Origin of the sequence: Streptomyces sp. ICC1 (genome assembly GCF_003287935.1) — a bacterium.
In the GTDB taxonomy this organism is placed as follows: domain Bacteria; phylum Actinomycetota; class Actinomycetes; order Streptomycetales; family Streptomycetaceae; genus Streptomyces; species Streptomyces tritrimontium.
The window spans coordinates 4,009,787-4,029,725 of record NZ_CP030287.1; the positions used below are offsets into that span (position 1 = coordinate 4,009,787).

Below are 19,939 nucleotides of genomic sequence, written 5' to 3' on the forward strand. Positions count from 1 at the left end.
ACCCCTGAACGCGGTCGATCATCGCGGTCCCCGCCCGTCGTCCATCAGGGACGAGTAGTTGATGCCTTTCGCGGTGTTCGCCGTGTGCGTCTCGTCGAGGATCTTCAGGTAGTCGATTCCAGTCGGCGGGGCCGACTCCGGTGGTGTCTCCGGCCTCGCCTTCGGATGGGTGTGCCGGCCCACCCGGTGCGGGACGGCCTTGCCCGCCGTCTTCCCCGAGGCCCTCACCTCGATCTCGGTCAGGTCGAACGGGTCGAAGACCAGCTCGACCTTCATCCCGACCAGCATCGGGTCGGCCTCGTAGCTGTTGCCGTGCAGGCTGACCGTCGCGGTCTTCGTCACGGTCCGGAACTCCGACCACAGAAACGCCTCCCGAAGATCAGCGGGGCTGGGCAGCGGCAGCGGCCGGGGAATCGAACCCAGCCACCGTTCGATCGGAGGCTGCCCCGTCTCCGAGTGCACGGTGCGGTGATAGACCGTCTCCACCCACGCGGTGAAAAGCCTGTTCAGCTCGGTGAGATGCTCAATCTGACCGACACGTTCCTCGTCGAGCTCGACCAGGAACTGATCACGGACCGTGCGGAAGAACCGTTCGATCTTCCCCCTGCCCTGAGGCCGTCCCGGCTTGGAGTGCGTGAGCCGAACGGCCAGAGACGCGCACGCTCGCAAGAGCCACGTGTCGACGAAGGCACTCCCGTTGTCGACGTAGATCGACTCCGGGACCCCGCGGGCAGACAGCGCCGGCCGCAGGGCGGCGGCCAGGCGGACGGTGTCCTCGGCGAACCCGAACCGATGGCCTACGATCGCCCGGCTGTGATCGTCGATGAACGCGAACAAGTACGTCTTGCGCCCTCCGATCTTCGGTCCGTGGAGGGCGTCCCCGGTCCACAGCTCGTTGCCGCGGGTGGCCTCGAACCGGCCGAACACGCTCTTCTCACTGCTGGCGCCGGCGCCGGTGAGGCCGGCGTCCGCGAAGTGCCGCTGCAGCGTCCGGTCGGTCGGCGACCACCCCTGCGTGGTCCGCAGGATCCGCTGGATCTGAGCCGCGGTGCGGGCAGGGTTCTCCTTCTTCAGTGCCGCTGCCAGGTCCAGCACCTCCACCGGCGTCCGCGGGGTGACCTGCCGCTGGGCCGGTACCAGCGCGGGAAACCCGCCCGCGCGGTAGTGACGGGCCCAGCGGTCCAGGGTGCCGCGGGCGACCCTGACCTGCCGGCCGAACGGGTCGGTGTGCTCCTTCGCGGCCAGTTCACGGGCGAGTTTCCCGCGCTGGCGTGTCGTGAGCTTCGTATCGATCAAGTCCTGGATCAGGCCGTAACGGAACAGGCCCACCTGCCGGGCCCGCTCCGCCCGGCGACGGTCCTCGTCCTCACTCGGTGACATAGGCAACCCACCTCGCGTCTCGAACAGAGCCCGCCGCTTCGCCGGCGGACACGATCAAGACTTCCGGCGCCCTCCGATCCCGCCCAGGGGCGGCCCGTGTTGATCAACTAGCTGTAGAAGGTGAGGTCAGAACGCTGCCACTTATCGCCCGGCCGGCGAACTCCCACCGCGACACCGTGAGCATGTGCGGCCACTTCGTCGCGGCCGCCCGATGGGCGACCGCGACCGCAGAGACGGCGTCGGCGAACATCGAAGGCGTCACTTCCGGCATCACCGGGTCGTCCGCGAGCGCGACCAGAGCGATGGTGAAGTGCCGGCGCACGTCCTCGGCTCGCCTGGCGAACGCCCGCAGCCAGCCACGGACCGTGCCCTCGGCCAGGCCCAGACGGACGGCGACTTGGCGGTGCCCCATGCCCAACGCGGCTATCTCCAGACCCGCCCCGATGACCTCGGCCGCATCCGCCCGCCGCGGCCAAAACGCCTCCGCCAGCAGCACGTGGGTAACCTTGCAGGCTGAGCAGCGCGTACGGCGCGGCAGCAGAAACAACCGGGCTCCCAGATCACCCCGGATCGACCGCGGCCGGCCATGACCCCACGGCGCCAAAACCGCCTCACACGCCGGACAAATCAGTCGACCCTGCCGAAGCTGACGCTCCACCAACAGCCCGTCCGAGTCGACAACCAGCACCGACACCTCCACCTGACCTGCAACGATCAGCCGGAATCTCTCCAAACAGGTGGGTGATCATGCCCGGATCAACCGGTCAAGTCGCCTAGGGCCTGTCTCTCAGATCGAACTCGGCCGATTTCAGGTCGCTGTGGGCAGGCCATTTGCCCAGCAGATCTCCAAGGGCCGCGGGTCCGTGCACTGCGCCGAGGTGAGGGGGAAGGCTCCCCGCCTAATGGGGCGGCCGCAGCAATCGCAGAGCAGCGTGGTGCGGGCGCCTACGTCCTCAAGGGTCCGAGCCGCCTCGACAGCGGCTTCGAACCAGCCGGCTGCCTCGACCTCTACGGGTGCGTCGGCAAGCAGAAGCTTGCTGTTCCACAGGCTGAGGCCGGTGATCGTCCGTATCGCACGGACTGCCTCCATTTTCCGGTCTCCTGCTTCTGTCAGCAGCACACGGAATCCTGGCTCTTCCACACACCCTCCCCGGCCGTCCACGAGCTGTGCGGCAAGTGAACCATCATGGCAACTGGTGAGTGCCGTGGGCGGGTGGACGATAGGCGCAGCGGGCTATCGCCGGACCCGGATCAGGATGGCGGCGAGGTGGAGGGCGGCCTGGTAGGCGATGGCGCTTCGTGTTCACCGTGTCGTCGCACACGAAGCGCCATCAGACTGCCCGTCGAGATCAACGTTCGTGTTCACCAGCAACGTCGCGAGCCGTCACGTACGTGCTCACGTTGAGAGTCGCTCAACAGGGGGTGCCCCTATCACTTTGGTCAAGGTGGATGGGTGTTGCTTCGGGGCGTCTGGAACGATGTGACCGTGGATGCTGATGATCAGGCGGTGGCAGTGGGCGGGAACGGACCGGAGTGGACGGGCGGGCTGAGCCAGCGTCTGCGTTGCTGCGTCTGTGGCGGGTCTACTGATGGCTCCGAGGATTACGTGCTCGTTGAGCTGACGGCACAGTTCTCTGGCGCTCGCCAATGGCTGGGTGCGCATGCGGAGCACCTGAACTCCGTTCTTGGAGAAGGGTTCTCCGTGGAGGTCCACTTGATGTAGTGGTTCCGCTCGCAGACGGGATTGTTGCCTTCAGCTGGCGCCCGGCGTCTGGGGTTCGTAGAAGGTCCCATCGCGGAGCATCGCGAAGAGGACGTCGGCCCCTCCCGCACCGTGAACAAGGAACGCGCGCGGTCCGGAGAGAGCAAGACGGCCAGCCGCAGCTCCACACAGGGCAAGTCGGCATCGCAGCGCGGAGGCGAGAAGTCCCACGGGGGCGGCGGCTCTTCCGAGCGCACCAAGGAGGACCTCTACCAGGAGGCGAAGAAGCGCGGCATCGAAGGCCGCTCGTCCATGACGAAGCAGCAGCTCAAAAGCGCCCTCGGCCACTGACCTCGCACCCGGCCGGCTTCATGCGGCAAGCGGGTGTGGGTGTCGGCGCCTTCCGAGGGTGCGCCACTGCCCCACAAACAGAGCCCGGCCGAGACCGTGACCACCCTGCCGGGCTCTCTCACGCCTCCTCGGCCTGGCAGGAACCGAGGGCGCGTCCCGGTCAGACCCACTCGCCCCCCGCGCTGTGCATCCGGTGCGCCTCCCGAAGGGGGCGTGCGTCCATCACCTCCAGGGCATGCCGGTCAGGCACCGGGAAGGAAGAGACAGAGCAGGTGACCGTGCGGGTCATCGTAGGACGCGTACACCCTGTTGAGGCTGGTGCTCCTCCACCGTCGCACCCAGAGCGCGCCTGTCCAACGACGAGATCGCAGACCGCATGGTGATCAGCCCACTGACCGCGAAAACCCACGTCAACCGGGCCATGACCAAACTCCGCGCCCGCGATCGCGCCCAGCTCGTGATCCTCGCCTACGAATCCGGCCTGGTAACCCCACGCAACTCCTGACACCGAGCCTGGTCGGCGGAGGCCGAGCCGTGCGGCCGGATCGGATCGTACGATGACCGCATGACCAGCACGTTGCAGCCGTCGAGCCGTCGCCTTGCCGGGCGTGGCTTCGTGCCGCTGGTGCTGGCGGTGCTGGCCGGTGTGCTGGCGATGCACGGCCTGGGGCCGGGACCTGCGCCCACGAAGGCATCGGCAACTGCCGATGGCCACGTCATGGCAATGGTCCACGACGATGCCGCCCAGCAGGTGGCTGGTGACTGCTCGCACACTGACGGTGGAATGGGCCACGCGGAGCACGCGGATGCCACGTGTGCGGCGGCCGCTGTCGGCGCCGCGTACGCGCCTCCCGTCCTCGCCGCGGCTCTCGATACCGGGCCCGCACCGGTGGTACTGACCGGCAGTGCGGCCGGGACCCCGGAGAGCGGGCGTGCGCCGCCCGATCTCGCTGATCTGCAACTCCTGCGGATATAGGACCGCCCGTACGGCACCCCCTTGTCCCGGCTTGGCCGGCGGGGGGATGCCGCGCTCCGGCACGTCCTCGTTCCGTATCGGCGCCTGCCCGCTCGGGCGGCGCATCAAGGAGTCGCACCACCGTGAACAAGAACCTCATCCGCCGGACCGCCCTCGTCGCCGTCGCGGGCGCCGCCTCCCTCGTGCTCGCCGCGTGCGGATCGAGCAACGACACCTCCGCCGGGCACAACGGCCACAGCCCGTCGCCCTCGGCCTCCCCGTCCGCTCCGACCTCCCAGGGCCAGCACAAGGCGGCCGACGTCGCGTTCGCCAAGGGGATGATCCCCCACCACCGCCAGGCCGTGGAGATGGCCGACCTCGCGCCCACCCGGGCCGAGTCCGCCGAGGTCAAGAAGCTCGCCGACGAGATCAAGAAGGCCCAGGACCCGGAGATCAAGACCCTCTCCGGCTGGCTGACCTCCTGGGGTGAGCAGGTTCCCGCCGACGGCGCCATGGACCACTCCGCGCACGGCGCCGACGGCGGAATGATGACGCCCGAGGAGATGGACAACCTGCAGAAGGCGTCCGGCAAGGCGTTCGACACCGCCTTCATGCAGCTCATGATCAAGCACCACGAGGGCGCGGTGGCGATGGCCAAGACGGAGAAGGCCGACGGTTCCTTCCCCGAGGCCAAGACGATGGCGGACGCCATCATCACCTCGCAGACCGCCGAGATCACCAGGATGAACGACCTGCTCGGCAAGAACTGACCCACCCGGGCGGAGGGATGTGCCGGGGCCGTACGGGCCCGCACACCCCTCCGCCCTTTGCTGGGTTCAACACCGCGGAATACCCTGGGGGGGTATATGGTTGTGGTGTGGGTCCGCGGGAGCGGGGTCACACTTGACGGGATTGGGGATGACGGTCATGGACCACAGCGCACACCACACCGGCACCGCTCACGACCACAGCGCGCACCAGGTGCACGCGGATCATGCCGGGCAGCAGATGGGCGGGGTGACCTGGGGGGCCGCCGTGAAGGCGACGCTGCACTGCCTGACCGGATGTGCGATCGGCGAGATCCTCGGCATGGTCATCGGTACCGCCCTGATGTGGGGCAACGTCCAGACGATGATCCTGGCGATCACGCTGGCGTTCGTCTTCGGCTACTCCTTCACGCTGTTCGCGGTCCGCCGGGCCGGCCTGGACTGGAAGAGCGCGATCAAGGTGGCGCTGGCCGCGGACACCGTCTCGATCGCGGTGATGGAACTCGTCGACAACGGCATCATCGCCCTGACGCCCGGGGCGATGGACGCCCACCTGTCGGACGCGCTGTTCTGGACGGCGCTGATGGGCGGTTTCGCCGTGGCCTTCGTGATCACGACGCCGGTGAACAAGTGGATGATCGGCCGCGGCAAGGGTCACGCCGTCGTCCACGCCTACCACTGACCGCAGTCCCACATCAGGAACGAGGCTGGCCACATCGCGAAGGTGCGGCCGGCCGCGTTCGCGCGGAGGGCGCCGAACTTGGCCCGGCTGAACGGTTCAGCGCGGCGGAGAGTTCTGCTCGCACCGGCGGCGGCGTCCGTGGCGCGTCACTCCACGCGGCTTGAACACCGACAGGGTGACCGCCGTGAGCAGCACCAGCAGGGCGGCGGCCGCGTCCGCGAGGTGGCCGACGGGCTGCATGTGGACCAGCAGCAGCACGGTCGCGGCCACGGTGATCAGCAGTTTCGTGATCACCCAGTAGTGCCGCAGCAGCCCCCACACGGTGCCGAGCGACTGCACCAGGCCGGTCAGCAGGCAGGCGACGCTGAACGGGACGATCACATACCAGCCCAGCACGTCCATGGCCAGATAGGCGCCCCGCACCGTCTGAGGCGCGCTGCTGGTGAGGCCGGCGACGGCGAGGGCGAGGAACGCTGCGACCGCGCCCAGCCAGCCGACCGAGGAGGTGACATGGAGCGTGAGGGTCAGCTTGCGCAGCCGCGGCGGGAACTGGGTCACGGCGCGTGGCCCGCCATGCCGCCGCCGGCCAGGTGCACGATCACGAACACCACGACCAGCACGACGGCGATCGCGGCGGAGACCTTCACCCAGCGCGGCGCGCCCTCGCCGTCGTCATCGTGACGGTCCGGTGAGCCTGCCACGACACCTCCCGTTTTTTCGAGACACTCTGTCTCTATCTGAAACCGAGTGTATGCCCTGTGGACGTCCGTATCCTGGGTGGGTGCCGAAGCTGTGGAACGAGACGATCGACGCGCACCGCGCCGCCGTGCGCGAGGCGATCCTGGACACCACCGCGAAGCTGGTGGCCCAGGGCGGCCTGCGGTCGGTGACCATGTCCCAGATCGCCGAGCAGACCGGGATCGGGCGGGCCACGCTCTACAAGTACTTCTCCGACGTCGAAGCGGTCCTGTCGGGCTGGCATGAGCGCCAGGTCGCCGCCCACTTCCAGCAGCTCGCGGGCATCCGCGACCAGGACGGCACGGCCGTGGAGCGCCTGAGGGCGGTGCTGGAGGCGTACGCGGGCATCGCCCGGCAGCGGCACGGCGGCGAACTCGCCGCCCTCCTGCACCAGGGCGAGCAGGTCACCCACGCCGAGCGGCACCTGCACGGCATGCTCCAGCACCTCCTCGCCGAAGCAGCCGAAGCCGGCGACCTGCGCTCCGACATCCCACCCGCCGAGCTCGCCCAGTACTGCCTCCACGCCCTGACCGCTGCGGCCGCCCTCACCTCGGAGGCCGCGGTGACCCGTCTGGTCGCCGTCACCCTCGACGGCCTGCGCCCGGTTCCCTGAACCCACCCGGACCACCACTTCGTGTGATCAACAACGGGGCCACTGGACAGCGCCTACCGGACGCCGGATAGGGTCACGGCGTGATCACGGCCCGCCCTGCGCTCAGCACCACGCGGACCCGCCACCAGGCGGGCCCGCTGCGACTGCTGTGGCTGACCGCACTGCTGTTTGCATTCCTCTACACCCACGCTGCCGGAGCCGACAGCGCCTCCGCGCACGTCACCGGCGGCGCCGTCCCGGTGTCCCACCTGGCGCTCGCCGACACCGGCGGCGCACATGACCACGATGCCCAGCAGTACGACCGCCGTGACGACGCCGGCGGAGGCGGCGGCCACTCGCACCCAGCGGAAGCGTGCGCCTCCGGCCATCCGAAGCAGAGCTGCGACCTCCCGCACCCGACCGCCATCGCCGTGCGGACTCCCTTCTCCGCCGCGACGGCGCCGCAACCCTGGACCCAGCCCCCGCCCTGCGGCCTTCCTCCCCTGCACAGTTCCCTCAGTTCAGTGGTGCAGCAGGTATAGATCCGGGCTTTTGTCCCGATCCGTCCTGACTCTCATCGCCGATCCCGGACCGATGCCACTGCGGCACGCCGGGTGATGAGCCACGTACGCACCCAAGGAACTAACCCATGACCTCCGCCCAACTCCTCGACGCCCACACCCCGCCGACCCCCGGCCTGCCCGCTGCAGGGCGAGCTGCCCGGCGCAAGGCCCAGTCCTCCCGCAAGCGTTCGCTGGCCGCCCGCTATCTCGGCTACGTCGGCTACTTCGTCGGCGCTGGCCTCATCAGCGGCGCCGTCGTTCACCACCCCTTCGACCCCGACCGCTACACCCGCATCGCCACCTACGGCGCGCTCGTCTTCCTCGCCGCGACCGTCCTCAACGAGTTCCTCCTCACCCGCGAACGACCCGGCCTGCCGCGCATGCTCATCGTGATCGGCTCCTCGCTGCTGCTGTCCTTCGGCATAGGCATGCTCAGCGGCGGACTCCAGCACTTCGACGACTTCCCCATCCGCGGCGCCGTCCTCGTCCCCGCCGGCATCGTCGTCTCCTTCATCGCCTACGTCATCAAGGACGCCGACACCCCCACCCGCCGCATCTTCAGCGTTCTGGGCCTGACCGTTGTCGCAGTCGCGGCCCTCGCCTTCTTCGGCCTGCGTGAAGTCGCGGCATCGATGGAGTCCACGCCCGGGGGCGGTCACAGTCACGGCACCGGCGAAGAACCCGCCGCAGACGACCACACCCCGACCACTACCTCCTCCCCGGCCACCACCCCCGTACCGGGCATCTCGGGAATGCCCAACCCCGCCTCCACGTCCCCGGCCCACAACGACGGACACGCCGACCACTGACCGACCAGAGTCTTCCTTTGGAGAGCTGTCCGTATCGCGTCCCCGCTGGCCACCAACGGGGACGAGCAGATCATCGAAGCGATCTCTACGGCCCGGTACAGCGCCACCGTGGCCGGCTGCCCCCGTCTGCCGGCCCAGCCCAACGCGGGCCGCCCACACAGGGCAGGCGCACCGTCAGAGCGTGTCTGAAAGATCGTGTAAGTCCGTGATGTGGAAGCCTGGCCCGGGGCTCGGCCTCGGGCCTGTGGGCCAGGCGGATCGGACGAGTCATGGCAGACAAAAACGAAGCGGCCGCGTCCGTGGCCGGCGACAAGACGGTCGACGAGGTGGTCGAGCGGCTGCTCGACAAGGCTGACGCCTCGGGGGCGGCCCTGCTCGGTGAGGGCGGGCTGCTGACGGAGATCACCAAGGCCGTTCTGGAGCGGGCTCTGGAAGCCGAGATGAGTGAACACCTCGGCTACGAACGCGGAGATCTTGCAGGTCACGGGTCTGGGAACTCCCGCAACGGGACCTCGCCCAAGACGGTGCTGACCGACGCCGGCGCGGTCACTTTGGCGGTGCCGCGGGACCGAAACGGCGACTTCGAACCGAGGCTGGTACCGAAGAACGCCCGCCGCCTCGCTGGGTTCAACGACCGGATCCTTTCCCTCTACGCCCGCGGCATGAGCGTGCGCGACATCCGCTCCCACTTCGCCCAGATCTACGGGGTCGAGGTCAGCCCAGACCTGATCAGCAAGGTCACCGACGCCGTGATCGACGAGCTCGTGACCTGGCAGAACCGGCCTCTCGACGCGGTCTGGCCGATCATCTACATCGACGCATTGTGGGTGAAAATCCGCTCTGGCTCGGTGACCTCGAAGCCGGTCTACCTGGCCGTCGGCGTCGACATGAACGGCAGGAAAGACGTCCTGGGCTTGTGGGTCGGCTCCGAGGGTGAGGGCGCCAGCACCTGGATGGCGGTCCTCTCCGAGCTGCGAAATCGGGGTATCGAGGACGTCTGCATCGTGGTCTGTGACGGGTTGAAGGGCCTGCCGGACGCGGTCACCGCGACCTGGCCCAAAGCCACCGTCCAAACGTGCGTGATCCACCTGACGAGAGCCTCGCTCAGGCTCTCGTCGTCGCGGGACCACCCGAAGCTGGTCCCGGCCCTGAAGGCCATCTACACGGCCCCGACCGAGGCCGCAGCCGAGCAGGCCCTCGACCTGTTCGCAGCCTCTGAGCTGGGCGAACGCTATCCGGCGATCGTCCGGACCTGGCGGTCGGCTTGGCCGGAGTTCACGCCCTACCTGGCGTTCCCGCCGGCGATAAGGACCGTGGTCTACTCCACGAACATGGTCGAATCCATGAACGCCCGGCTCCGCAAGGCCACCCGAAATCGTGGCCATTTCCCCTCGGAGCAGGCCGCGTTGAAGGTCCTCTACCTCGCGGTCCGCGAGCAGATCAACCCGAAAGCGCGGGTCTGTCCAGTAGACGGTGTAACCGTGGTTGGTTTGTGGGTCAGATTCGGTTGCTGGTGAGGCGTCCGTCGAAGGCGATGTCGAAGGCCTGGAGGGCTCGCTTCCAGCGGGTGGTCCAGCGTTTGCGGCTGGCGCCGGTCGGGTCCAGGGACATCACCGCGAGGTAGACGCACTTCAGAGCCGCGTTCTCCGAGGGGAAGTGTCCGCGGGCCCGGACCGCCCGGCGGATCCTGGCGTTGACGGAATCGATCGCGTTGGTCGTGCAGACGATCCGGCGGATCTCCGCGTCGAACTGCAGGAACGGGACGAACTCGGCCCAGGCGTTCTCTCACAACCGCACGATCGCCGGGTACTTCTGTCCCCATTCCTCAGAGAACTCGAGGAACCGGCTGGTGGCCGCGTCCTCGGTCGGAGCGGTATAGACCGGCTTCAACGCTTTGGTGATCTTGTCCCAGTCCTGGCGGCCGGCATAGCGGAACGAGGCCCGAAGGAGGTGGACGACGCAGGTCTGGACGACGGTCTGGGGCCAGACCTCGCCGACCGCGTCGGGCAGGCCCTTCAATCCGTCGCAGACCAGCATCAGCACGTCCTCGACGCCGCGGTTCTTCAGCTCGGTCAGGACACGGAGCCAGTGCTTGGCCCCTTCTCCTCCTTCGCCGCCGGCCCACAGCCCGAGGATGTCGCGGTGGCCTTCGGCTGTAACCGCGAGGGCCACATAGATGGGGCGGTTGGCGACCTGGCCGTCGCGGATCTTCACGTTGATGCAGTCGATGAAGACGACTGGGTAGACGCGGTCGAGCGGGCGGGCCTGCCATTCGGCCATGCCCTCCAGCACCGAATCGGTGATCGTCGAGATGGTCTGCTTGGAGACCTCGGCTCCGTAGACCTCTGCCAGATGAGCCGAGATCTCGCCGTGGGTCAGGCCCTTCGCGGACAGCGAGAGCACCATTTCGTCGACGCCAGTCAGCCGACGCTGGCGCTTCTTGACGATCTGCGGCTCGAAGGCCCCTTCCCGGTCCCGCGGCACCTCGATCTCCACCGGGCCGACGTCCGTGATGACGGTCTTGGAACGTTTCCCGTTCCTGGAGTTGCCGCCGTTCTTGCCCGAGGGATCGTGCCGGTCATAACCGAGATGGTCCGTCATCTCGCCCTCCAGAGCGGACTCCAGCAGCCGCTTCGTCAGCTGCTGGAGCAGACCGCCCTCGCCCGTCAGCTGCAGGCCCTCGGCCTGGGCCCGGGCCACGAGCTCGTTCAGGAACCGGTCATCGACAGCCGTCGGCGAGGCCCCAGCCTCAGGCGCTATCGCTATGTTCTCGCTGGTCACAGGTGCAATCCTCCATGATCGGAGTTACACCGTTCCTTTTACAGGCCCTCACCGCTAACCCGCGTCGGCGAGGTGGTGGCGCCTCCAGCCGACATGTGAAGGCCCACGCGTCAAGCAGACCTGAACCTTGCCCCGACCTGACGGCCAAGGCTGCGCCTGGGCGCGGGGCCCACCCCATCGAACCCATAGGTCTACATGGCGGTCTTGTAGACGATGGTCGTGTTCGGGCAGTCCTCGGCGAGCCCGAGGAGTGCCTGGACTTCGGCGTCGTCGGCAGCGAGGTTCCACTTCAGCTTCGTGGCGACCCATGTCGCGGCGTACGTGCAGTGGTAGGCCCCATCCGAGGGCAGCCACTGCGCCGGGTCCTTGTCGCTCTTGCTCCTGTTGGAGGCGGCGGAGACCGCGAGCAGGGTGTCGGGGCTGTTCTGGTCGTTCGCGTACGCCTCACGCCGCGCCGCCCGCGGAGGCCGGGGGTCGTGCCAAGTTCGTGCTTGTGGTGCGGGCCTTGCGCTTGCGATTATCGCGACTGCTATCCCGCCGACCGGGTGGGCCGCAACCACATGGGGGAACGTATGCGCGTCTCACGCCTGCTCGCCGCTGCTGTGCTCACCGCGCTCGCCGCTGGCATTGCCGTCCAGTTGGGCGAGGCCGTCGGTCAGGCCGACTCTCCGGCGCAGCTCGGCTACATCAACATCAACACCCAGGTTCTCCCCCCGCAGCAGCTGGCCTGATCTGTTCGTAGCCAGGCCGCCCGCCCAGGCCTCGACGAAGACGCCGTCCGCAACCTGTGAATGGGGCGCCGGTGACATCGGATGTCGGCACGGTGGGCATCGTCGGGGACAGCCTGGACTGGGCCGGTTTTACCCTGCCCAGTAGGCCGCTGTCACGCTGATGGTGAGAACCGTCGTGCTTCGGCTCATCGCAGCACACCAATGGGCTGGTGCCGTCCCCGTCGCCGCTCGCTAACGGCGATCCCAAGTCAGCTAGAGATTCCAGGCATCTGGTCCAACAGGCCCTGCACCGCTGCGTCGGCGGCGCGCTGGTAGAGGGTGCTGCGCAGTTGCTCATAGGTCCGCCTGATCAAGCCAGCTTCTGGCGCGGGGTCGGCGGCAGCAGCGGCGAGTTCCTGAGCGTGGCCGATGATTTCCTCGCGTTCTGCAACGGCCACATCCATGGTGGAGGCGGCCTCAAGAACCTTCTGCGCGAACTCGGCGAGGTCCTTGAGGTCGGCTCCGATGTTCATCGTGTTGCCGGTCCCGAACTGGTTGTTGCCACCGTAGTTGTAGACGGTGCCGATGCTGAATCCGGGCTGATCGGTCATGAACTTCCTTACGTAGACGGGATCGGTCAGCCCACACTCAATACCGAGTGACGTCAGCCGCGCCAGTGCTTCGGGATGCCCGTTCGCAGGTTCAACCGTGACCAGCCTCTTCTCCGCGAGGTAGCGCGCGCAGGCGAGAATCTCGTCCAGGGACAACGGCTCACCTTCGAAGTGCGACAGGGGAAGGCGCAGGAATTGACCCAGGTCGAGAACGCAGTTCGGATACCGCTCCATGGCGGCAGCCACCAGAGCGCTCGTCGTGTAGTCGAACCGTACCGCCCGACTCGTTGAGGCCCGCAGCAGGGCCTCCGCGCGCTGAGCTCCAGTCGGCGTGAGCCGGACCCTCAGCCCCGCACCGGTCTTCTCGAACTCGATGGTCCCGTGTCGTTCGGACATTTCAAGGACCCCGCGGAGACGCGGCTGCGTGATCGCCTGTTCCTGCTGATACGTGTGCAGGTTCGTCCACTGCGAGATGTCTCCGTCGGCCTGCCTGAAGACCTTCATCAGCAGCCGGGCTGCATGCGCTTCGAGGGAAGGGTCAGCGGTCTGCTGCGGGAGGAAGACCTCCGCGACCGCGAGCGGATCGAATCGTTCACCACGGACCGCACGGCGCGGCATCAGCGACTCGCGGATCTTCCAGTAGTCGCCGATGTCACGGATGCTCCGGAAGTGCCTGATCGACCGGCCGGGGCCGATGTAGGAGCCAGGGACAGACCAGCCGCCCGAACCCAATCCAGACCCCGTACACCAGGGTTCGCGTCGGATCAGGTCGAGTACTGCGTCGAAGCAGGGCACATCGCGGTCCTTGGTCATCGCCTTGAGCAGAGTCGACGTCTCCAGGTGGTAGTACTCCTGGGTAGAGGGGTTTCGCCGAGCGCCAGGGACACCAGGACTGGCTAGCAAGCGGACCACGTTCAGGAAGCTGTAGACAGTATCGAACGCGCTGTCGCTGATGCCGCAGTGCGCCACCCCGCCGATGGTCAGCTCCAGCGGAAGGTCCGCGGGTGGCACGGGACGTGAACCGTCCGGATGCCCGTACACAAGGTGCTCTGGTAGCTCTGCGAGCACGTCGGCTATGTCCCACCCTCGGGTGTCGAAGGCCAGGTCGAGTTCTCCGAAGGTCGGCCATGTGGAGTGCTCTGCGCGGTGTTCCCAAATGCTGTTCAGCAGGGTGTGCCCGGCGTTTGACGGCGCGGGAAGTGACTCGGATCCGGGGATGCGTGCGTTCACCGTGTCAGTGTGGCTGCCTCGTACCCGAGTGTCAGCCAAGCCAGTGGTTGCCGGCAGCTGCAGACGGTGTGGGAGAGCGTCGCCTTGTGTGCTGAGGGGGTGGGGTGGGTGTGGCGTCGGGATGCGTTGCACTGCGGACGCAGGTTCCCCCCGGGGTGGTCGTCGCTTGTGAATGACAGATTCCGCTTCCTTGGGCCGGTCCTCGGCCGGTTCACCGCCCCCGCTCCATCCCATGACGCCCTGCCGGGTACGGCGCCGTGTCGTGGCCCTGCCGCTGTCCCTTATTCCCCAGCCGAGTAGGCACCGGAACCCCGTAGGCTGCTCCCTCGTGAGTACGGGCACAGCACAGGCTGACACGGGCACGGCAGCGGCCGCGGGAGCGGCTCCCGACGTGGTCTGCGCGGTGCGTGACCTGGTCAAGACGTACCCCGCGGTCCGGGGACGCCGCGGAGCTCCCGCCCTGCCCGAGACCCGCGCCACCGACGGGATCTCCCTGGACGTGCGGCGCGGCGAGATCTTCGGCCTGCTCGGCCCCAACGGCGCCGGCAAGTCCACCCTGGTCCGCCAGCTCACCGGGCTGATGCGGCCGGACTCGGGCTCGGTCTCCCTGCTCGGCCACGACCTCGTGCGCCACCCCGAGCGGGCGGCCCGGCTGCTGTCCTACCTCGGGCAGGAGTCCACCGCCCTCGACGAGCTCACCGTGTCCCTGGCCGCCGAGACCACCGGCCGGCTGCGCGGGCTCGGCCTGCGCACGGCGCGCGCCGAGCGGGACGCCGTCCTGGAGGAGCTCGGGCTCACCGAGATCGCGGGCCGGCCCCTGAAGAAGCTCTCCGGCGGACAGCGGCGCCTCGCCTGCTTCGCCGCCGCACTGGTGGGCGAGCGGCCCGTGCTCGTCCTCGACGAGCCCACGACCGGCATGGACCCCGTGGCCCGGCGCGCCGTCTGGTCCGCCGTCGACCGCCGCCGCGCCGAGAGCGGGGCCACCGTGCTACTGGTCACCCACAACGTCATCGAGGCCGAGACCGTCCTCGACCGGGTCGCCGTCATCGACCAGGGCCGGGTCATCGCCTGCGACACCCCGGCCGGGCTGAAGGCCGAGGTCTCCGGCGAGGTCCGCCTGGAACTCGTCTGGCGCACGGCCGCGCCGCTGGAGATCCCGGAGGTCGCCGCGCTCGCCGCGTCGGCCGCCGCATCGGGGCGGCGCTGGGTGCTGCGGCTCGGACCGGACGAGGCGCGGGCGGCGGTGGCCGCCGTGACCGGCGGCCCGGCCTTCGCCGCCCTCGACGACTTCACGCTGGCGACGCCGAGCCTGGAGGACGTGTACCTCGCACTGGGCGGGCGTACGTCGAAGGGACTGGTGAAGGCGTGAGCTCCACGGCCACGGGCACTCCCGCACCCGAGGCGGCCACGGGCACCCCGGTACCCGCCGCGGCCACCGCACCGGGCCCCCTGGCTCCGCGCGCCCGGTTCTTCCCGGCCCTCGCCGCCGTCTACCGGGCGCAGCTGTCCCGGGCGCGGGTCTCGCGGATCCCGCTGCTCTTCGTCGCCACCTTCCAGTCCGTCGGGATCATGATCCTGATGCGGGGAGTCGTCGACGGGGGCTCCGAGGCGCGCGCCGTCGTGGCCGGCTCCTCCGTGCTGGTCGTCGCCTTCGTCGCGCTGAACCTGCTCGCGCAGTACTTCGGACAGCTCCGGGCGAGCGGCGGGCTGGACCACTACGCCACCCTGCCCGTGCCGCCCGCCTCGGTGGTGCTGGGCACGGCCGCCGCGTACGCCTCCTTCACCCTGCCCGGCACCCTGGTCACGGCCGTCTTCGGCTGCGTGCTGTTCGGGCTGCCGATGGGCGGGCTGTGGATCCTGGCCGCCGTGGTGCCGCTGGCCGGGGCCGCGCTCGCCGGACTCGGCGCGGCGCTGGGACTGCTCGCGCCGCGGCAGGAGCTGGCCACGCTGGCCGGACAGCTCGGCATGTCCGCCGCACTGCTGCTGGGCGTACTGCCGCCCGAGCGGATGCCGGACGTCATCGTGTGGACCCGGGACCTGCTGCCGTCCACGTACGGGGTGGAGGCCTTCGCCCGCACCTTCGCACCGCACCCGGACTGGGCGGCGGTCCTCCTGGACCTCGGCGTGTGCGGGGCGGTCGGCGTTCTGTCCCTGGCCGTGGCGACCTGGGCGTACCGGCGGGCCGCGGTCCGCTGACGACGGGGGCGGCCGACCCCTCCGCCCGTCCGGGGACCTGGCACGATGTGGGGGTGACCGAAGCCGTGACCCCTTATGACAAGGCCGACCAGCCGCCGCTGTCGTCGCCTTCGCCTTTCCCTGAGTCCTCGCCCGAGCCGGTGCTCTCCCCGGCCGACATCCGCGACGGGGCCGCCATCGCCCTGGTCCTGGGCGTGGCCGGGGTCCTGCTCGGTGTGCTGTGGGCGTGGCTGGCGCCGCGCGTGCAGCTCGTCTCGAACGGGGAGGCCGTGTTCTTGCGGAACACCGAGAGCGAGGCGCGCATCGGGGCCGACGCGACGTTCTTCCTGCTGTCCGCCGGCTTCGGTGTGCTCAGCGCGGTCGCCGTCTTCCTGTGGCGCCGGCGCGGGGGAGTCCCGCAGGTCGTCGGGCTCGCGGCCGGTTCGGCCTTCGCCGCGCTGGTGGGCTGGCGCGTGGGCCTGTGGCTGGGCCCGTCCCCGGACGTCGTGGCGGTCGCCCGGCGGGTGGGCAAGTCGGTCCCCTTCGACGCCCCGCTGGAACTGATGGCGCACGGGACCCTGCTCGTCTGGCCGATGGTCGCGGTGATCGTCCACCTGGCGCTGACGGCCCTGTGGGGGCCGCGCGAGCCCGCACCGGCGATGTCGGTGTCCTGGCCCGCCGCGGGGTACTACGCCGCGCCCGCCGCACCCGGATCCGATGCGGCCCCGGGCGCTCCCGGTGCTCCCGGTGTCCACGGCTCCGCCGCCGGCCCGCAGGACCAGCCGGCGGGACCCTCGGCGCCGGAGCCCCCGCGCCCCTGACCGGGGGACGGGGCTACGCGCGGGCGATCGGGGCGAGCGCGGCCGCCGTCAGGCCGGTGAGCGCCGAGGGCGCGAGCTCGACCTCCAGGCCGCGCCGGCCCGCCGACACGCAGATCGTCGCGAACTGCTCGGCCGAGGCGTCCAGGACCGTCCGCAGCCGCTTGCGCTGCCCCAGCGGGGAGATCCCGCCCAGCACGTAGCCCGTGGTGCGCTCCGCCAGGGCGGGGTCGGCCATCGCCGCCCGCTTGCCGCCCACGGCCGAGGCCAGGGCCTTCAGGTCGAGGCTGCCGGAGACCGGCACCACCGCCACCACCAGCGAGCCGTCCACATCGGCGAGCAGGGTCTTGAAGACCCGCGCCGCGGAGACCCCCAGGGCCTGCGCGGCCTCCTCGCCGTAGGACGGGTGCGCCGGGTCGTGGTCGTAGGCGTGGACGGTGAAATCGGCGCCGGCCGCAGTCAGGGCCACGATCGCCGGGGTGCCCGCGGGTTTCTTCTTCGCCATCGGTCCTCCGTCGGACGCGTCAGTTCGGGCTCGTCGGGGCGCGGGTCAGGTCCACGGCCGGGAGCGAGGGGAGGTGGCGGATGACGGCCGTCTCCGCGCGCAGCAGCTTCAGCTCCTCCGCGAGGCGGGTCGCCGTGTCCGGGGCCTGGAGCAGGCGCTGCTTCGCCGGGATGTCCAGCACCGCCGCCGCCGCGACCAGGTACGAGACCACGGACGGCTCGTCGGGCAGGTCCATGCTCGTCAGGGACCGCTCACGGGCCCCCGCCAGGCGCTTCTGGTAGTTCCGGAACGCCCGCAGCACGCCCTCGGCCAGCGCGCCCGCGCCCTCGCCCGAGTCCTCCGGAAGTTCCTCCAGCTCCGCCACCAGGTACGGACCCGACGCGTCGACCGACAGCAGGCGCACCCGGATCGTGCCGGTCGCCATCACCTCGAAGCTGCCGTCCTCCCGCTCCCGGATCGAGGCCGCGTCCGCGATGCAGCCCACCCGGTGGAAGGCCTGGACCGGGTCCGCGCCGAAGCCCGCGGTCGGGCCGCGCTCGGGCAGGGAGGTCTGGTCCGGCAGGCCGGGCGCGGTCGGGGCGACCTCCCGGCCGTCGCGGATCGCCACGACCGCGAAACGGCGCGGCTCGTCGTCGCCCGCCTTCAGCAGCTCGCGCATCATGGCGCGATAACGCTCCTCGAAGATGTTCAGCGGGAGGACGAGTCCCGGGAACAGCACCGAGTTCAGCGGGAAGAGTGGCAGGCGAACGGTGGTCACGAGGCACAGGGTAATGGCCGCGGGGCGCGGGGCGTGTCCCAGGGAACGGGGCGGACCCGGCCCTGATCCCCGGGACAGCCCCGGGACAGCCCCGACGTCACCCCCGCCTCAGCAGGCGGGACGCGCCCGCCGCCACCGTCGTGGCCAGGATCCAGCCCACGATGACCAGCGCCGCCGCCCCCCACTGCCAGCCGCCCGTCTGGTTCCACTGGTCCTGCTGCCCGAGGTCGATCACCGGAAGCAGCAGGTCCAGGGCGTACAGGGAGGCGTTCCAGGCCGGATGCTCGTCCGCCTTGATCGCCGCGGGCTGGCCGTGCAGGTGGAAGACGACCGCGCCCGCCGCCCACAGGACGGCCATCCACAGAGCGGCCCGCCCCGGCCGGTAGCCGTAGACCACCGTCCAGTCCTGGAGGTACCCCCACGCCCGCAGCGCCGGCGGCAGCGTCGTGCGCCGCCTCCGCTGCTTGGCCAGCAGCACCTCCCGGGCGTCCGCGTCCTCCCCCGAGGCGCGCAGCACCGCGGCGAGCCGCTCGTACGGCTCGGGGGAGTACTCGGGGGTGGCCGCCTCGACCCACTCCAGCCGCCGGGCGAGCGGGAAGTGCCCCCGGGGCGCGAGGCTCTCGTAGCCGAAACCCTCCATCGAGACCCGGCCCGGGCCCGGCCAGCTCGTGGAGGCGTCCACGAGCTTGACCACGCGGGCCCCCGACAGCACCACCCGCCCCAGCTCCGGCCGCTCGCCCACGAACCGCAGCTCCGGGGTGTGGATGCGGCGCAGCGAGACCTCCTGGTCATCCGTGAGGGTGAACCGGGCCCCGTAGAAGTCGACGGCGTCCCCGAAGCGGCCGTCGTCCAGGCGCAGGCCGCCCCGGCACTCGAAGTGCTGCGCCCGCAGGCCCCGGGCGGGGGTCCGGCCGAACCCGTACGGCGGCGTGGAGGAGTCGGAGTCGCCCCGCGCGTAGTCCAGCGCGATCGAGGTCAGGTACAGGGTCCGCTCGACGGTGAGCTGCGGGGCGTTGAGCGCGCGGCGCCCGTCCGGATTGCGCAGGCGGGCCCCGCGCAGGTTCATCGACACGCCGACCTTGGCGCCGCGCAGGCTCACCTCCCCGTACGTCTCGAGCAGCTCCCCCTGGAAGTCCTGCGCCACCGACATCCCGTCCGCGGCCAGCGCCCGGCCCTTGCTGTCCCGCTGCACCACCGCCTCGCTGATCAGCAGGTCCGTGCCGATCTGCGCGTCGGTCAGCCGGATGCCCCGCGCCACCCGGCAGCGCCGCAGGTGCAGGTCGCCCTCGGTGTGCAGGCGGGCCGCGTCCAGCCGGGGTATCGCGCAGTTCACCAGGCGCAGGGTGCCGAAACGGGTCTCGGAGAGCTGCACCTCGCCGTCGAAGCGGCAGGACTGCAGCTCCACGTACGGGGCGACCGTGCCCCCGGACAGGTCGAGGCGGCCGGTGATCCGCACCCCGCGCAGTTTCAGCGAGGCCACCCGGCCCGGCACCGGTCCCGGCCCGTGCAGCAGCAGGAGCGCCACCACCCGGGCGCGGACACTGCGCTCGGGGCCCCAGACCGTGTCGGCGTGCGGATCGTCCCGGTTCGCGGCGCGGGAGCTCAGATCGCAGACGCTACCGGTGCGGTACGCGCTCCACATGCGCTGTTCGGGGCCGGTGAGATCGGCCGGTTCCTCGCCCGCGCGCGCTTCGGCCATGGCGGCCCCCCTCCGCTGTCACGACGGATGGCACCGCGTGTACGCGAACGCTAAACGGCCGCCGTGACATCCGGGAACGCCCGGGGCGTGTATCAGCCAGTGATACAGGCGAAC

22 protein-coding genes and 2 pseudogenes are annotated in these 19,939 nt (G+C 70.0%); 13 read left to right on the forward strand and 11 right to left on the reverse strand.

Annotation, left to right across the window (positions count from 1 at the left end):
- Positions 1-18: 18 nt before the first annotated feature.
- From DRB96_RS18950 to DRB96_RS18960, 3 genes are all read right to left on the reverse strand, one after another.
- On the reverse strand, positions 19-1,380 hold the full coding sequence (locus tag DRB96_RS18950) for a DDE-type integrase/transposase/recombinase (RefSeq protein ID WP_112449528.1): 1,362 nt from the start codon (positions 1,378-1,380) through the stop codon (positions 19-21).
- Between the two features lie 103 nt (positions 1,381-1,483).
- Positions 1,484-2,068, reverse strand: coding sequence for a DUF6431 domain-containing protein (locus tag DRB96_RS18955; protein WP_162688714.1), 585 nt, complete (start codon positions 2,066-2,068; stop codon positions 1,484-1,486).
- 120 nt (positions 2,069-2,188) lie between these two features.
- Entirely contained in the window at positions 2,189-2,542 is a 354-nt protein-coding gene (locus DRB96_RS18960) for a ribosomal protein L7/L12 (RefSeq protein WP_343234536.1), read from the reverse strand.
- A gap of 609 nt (positions 2,543-3,151) precedes the next feature.
- Between DRB96_RS18960 and DRB96_RS18970 the strand changes: the two genes are divergently transcribed.
- From DRB96_RS18970 to DRB96_RS18990, 5 genes and pseudogenes are all read left to right on the forward strand, one after another.
- Complete coding sequence (locus DRB96_RS18970; RefSeq protein ID WP_112453547.1) at positions 3,152-3,433, forward strand: plasmid stabilization protein; 282 nt, start codon at positions 3,152-3,154, stop codon at positions 3,431-3,433.
- 343 nt (positions 3,434-3,776) lie between these two features.
- A pseudogene (locus DRB96_RS18975) lies at positions 3,777-3,938 on the forward strand (helix-turn-helix transcriptional regulator); the annotation flags it as partial.
- A 60-nt stretch (positions 3,939-3,998) separates the two neighbouring features.
- Positions 3,999-4,409, forward strand: a complete 411-nt coding sequence (locus DRB96_RS18980) for a DUF6153 family protein (protein WP_112449531.1) — start codon at positions 3,999-4,001, stop codon at positions 4,407-4,409.
- A 122-nt stretch (positions 4,410-4,531) separates the two neighbouring features.
- Positions 4,532-5,158 (forward strand): DUF305 domain-containing protein, encoded by a 627-nt coding sequence (locus DRB96_RS18985; RefSeq protein WP_162688713.1) that lies wholly within the window; start codon positions 4,532-4,534, stop codon positions 5,156-5,158.
- 157 nt (positions 5,159-5,315) lie between these two features.
- On the forward strand, positions 5,316-5,837 hold the full coding sequence (locus DRB96_RS18990) for a DUF4396 domain-containing protein (RefSeq protein ID WP_112453549.1): 522 nt from the start codon (positions 5,316-5,318) through the stop codon (positions 5,835-5,837).
- A gap of 96 nt (positions 5,838-5,933) precedes the next feature.
- Here the strand turns inward: DRB96_RS18990 and DRB96_RS18995 are convergent, their stop codons facing one another.
- Together DRB96_RS18995 and DRB96_RS43035 are read right to left on the reverse strand one after the other, a co-directional pair.
- Entirely contained in the window at positions 5,934-6,395 is a 462-nt protein-coding gene (locus DRB96_RS18995) for a hypothetical protein (RefSeq protein ID WP_112449532.1), read from the reverse strand.
- Positions 6,392-6,538 carry a hypothetical protein gene (locus DRB96_RS43035; protein ID WP_162688712.1) on the reverse strand — a complete coding sequence of 49 codons (147 nt, stop codon included), beginning with the start codon at positions 6,536-6,538 and terminating at the stop codon, positions 6,392-6,394. The genes DRB96_RS18995 and DRB96_RS43035 overlap by 4 nt, the downstream gene beginning before the upstream one ends.
- A gap of 80 nt (positions 6,539-6,618) precedes the next feature.
- On the opposite strand from DRB96_RS43035, the gene DRB96_RS19000 reads away from it, so the two are divergent.
- The 4 genes from DRB96_RS19000 to DRB96_RS19015 all read left to right on the forward strand — a co-directional run bounded on the left by DRB96_RS19000 (position 6,619) and on the right by DRB96_RS19015 (position 10,056).
- Positions 6,619-7,188 (forward strand): TetR/AcrR family transcriptional regulator, encoded by a 570-nt coding sequence (locus DRB96_RS19000; RefSeq protein ID WP_112449533.1) that lies wholly within the window; start codon positions 6,619-6,621, stop codon positions 7,186-7,188.
- An 80-nt stretch (positions 7,189-7,268) separates the two neighbouring features.
- Positions 7,269-7,709, forward strand: a complete 441-nt coding sequence (locus DRB96_RS19005; protein WP_112449534.1) for a hypothetical protein — start codon at positions 7,269-7,271, stop codon at positions 7,707-7,709.
- Positions 7,710-7,816: 107 nt separating this feature from the next.
- Positions 7,817-8,539, forward strand: coding sequence for a hypothetical protein (locus DRB96_RS19010; protein ID WP_112449535.1), 723 nt, complete (start codon positions 7,817-7,819; stop codon positions 8,537-8,539).
- A gap of 299 nt (positions 8,540-8,838) precedes the next feature.
- On the forward strand, positions 8,839-10,056 hold the full coding sequence (locus DRB96_RS19015) for an IS256 family transposase (protein ID WP_239516218.1): 1,218 nt from the start codon (positions 8,839-8,841) through the stop codon (positions 10,054-10,056).
- Here DRB96_RS19015 and DRB96_RS19020 read toward each other — a convergent pair.
- Together DRB96_RS19020 and DRB96_RS19025 are read right to left on the reverse strand one after the other, a co-directional pair.
- A pseudogene (locus DRB96_RS19020) lies at positions 10,037-11,251 on the reverse strand (IS256 family transposase). The gene DRB96_RS19015 and the pseudogene DRB96_RS19020 sit on opposite strands and share 20 nt — an antisense overlap.
- A gap of 260 nt (positions 11,252-11,511) precedes the next feature.
- Positions 11,512-11,880, reverse strand: a complete 369-nt coding sequence (locus DRB96_RS19025) for a hypothetical protein (protein WP_239516219.1) — start codon at positions 11,878-11,880, stop codon at positions 11,512-11,514.
- A gap of 12 nt (positions 11,881-11,892) precedes the next feature.
- Between DRB96_RS19025 and DRB96_RS43040 the strand changes: the two genes are divergently transcribed.
- Positions 11,893-12,051: a hypothetical protein gene (locus DRB96_RS43040; protein WP_162688639.1), complete on the forward strand. Its 159-nt coding sequence runs from the start codon at positions 11,893-11,895 to the stop codon at positions 12,049-12,051.
- Positions 12,052-12,299: 248 nt separating this feature from the next.
- Here DRB96_RS43040 and DRB96_RS19030 read toward each other — a convergent pair whose 3' ends face one another.
- Complete coding sequence (locus tag DRB96_RS19030; protein WP_162688640.1) at positions 12,300-13,871, reverse strand: hypothetical protein; 1,572 nt, start codon at positions 13,869-13,871, stop codon at positions 12,300-12,302.
- Between the two features lie 328 nt (positions 13,872-14,199).
- On the opposite strand from DRB96_RS19030, the gene DRB96_RS19035 reads away from it, so the two are divergent.
- The 3 genes from DRB96_RS19035 to DRB96_RS19045 all read left to right on the forward strand — a co-directional run bounded on the left by DRB96_RS19035 (position 14,200) and on the right by DRB96_RS19045 (position 16,867).
- Entirely contained in the window at positions 14,200-15,240 is a 1,041-nt protein-coding gene (locus DRB96_RS19035) for an ABC transporter ATP-binding protein (protein WP_204357770.1), read from the forward strand.
- A gap of 80 nt (positions 15,241-15,320) precedes the next feature.
- Positions 15,321-16,067, forward strand: coding sequence for an ABC transporter permease (locus tag DRB96_RS19040; RefSeq protein WP_239516817.1), 747 nt, complete (start codon positions 15,321-15,323; stop codon positions 16,065-16,067).
- A 53-nt stretch (positions 16,068-16,120) separates the two neighbouring features.
- A complete protein-coding gene (locus DRB96_RS19045; protein WP_204357771.1) occupies positions 16,121-16,867 on the forward strand; it encodes a hypothetical protein in 747 nt (248 codons plus the stop codon).
- A gap of 13 nt (positions 16,868-16,880) precedes the next feature.
- On the opposite strand, the gene ybaK is transcribed toward DRB96_RS19045, so the two are convergent.
- The 3 genes from ybaK to DRB96_RS19060 all read right to left on the reverse strand — a co-directional run bounded on the left by ybaK (position 16,881) and on the right by DRB96_RS19060 (position 19,825).
- A complete protein-coding gene (ybaK, locus tag DRB96_RS19050) occupies positions 16,881-17,369 on the reverse strand; it encodes a Cys-tRNA(Pro) deacylase (protein ID WP_112449541.1) in 489 nt (162 codons plus the stop codon).
- Positions 17,370-17,388: 19 nt separating this feature from the next.
- Entirely contained in the window at positions 17,389-18,126 is a 738-nt protein-coding gene (locus DRB96_RS19055) for an LON peptidase substrate-binding domain-containing protein (protein ID WP_112449542.1), read from the reverse strand.
- Positions 18,127-18,223: 97 nt separating this feature from the next.
- Positions 18,224-19,825 carry an oxidoreductase gene (locus tag DRB96_RS19060; RefSeq protein WP_112449543.1) on the reverse strand — a complete coding sequence of 534 codons (1,602 nt, stop codon included), beginning with the start codon at positions 19,823-19,825 and terminating at the stop codon, positions 18,224-18,226.
- Between the last annotated feature and the right edge of the window lie 114 nt (positions 19,826-19,939).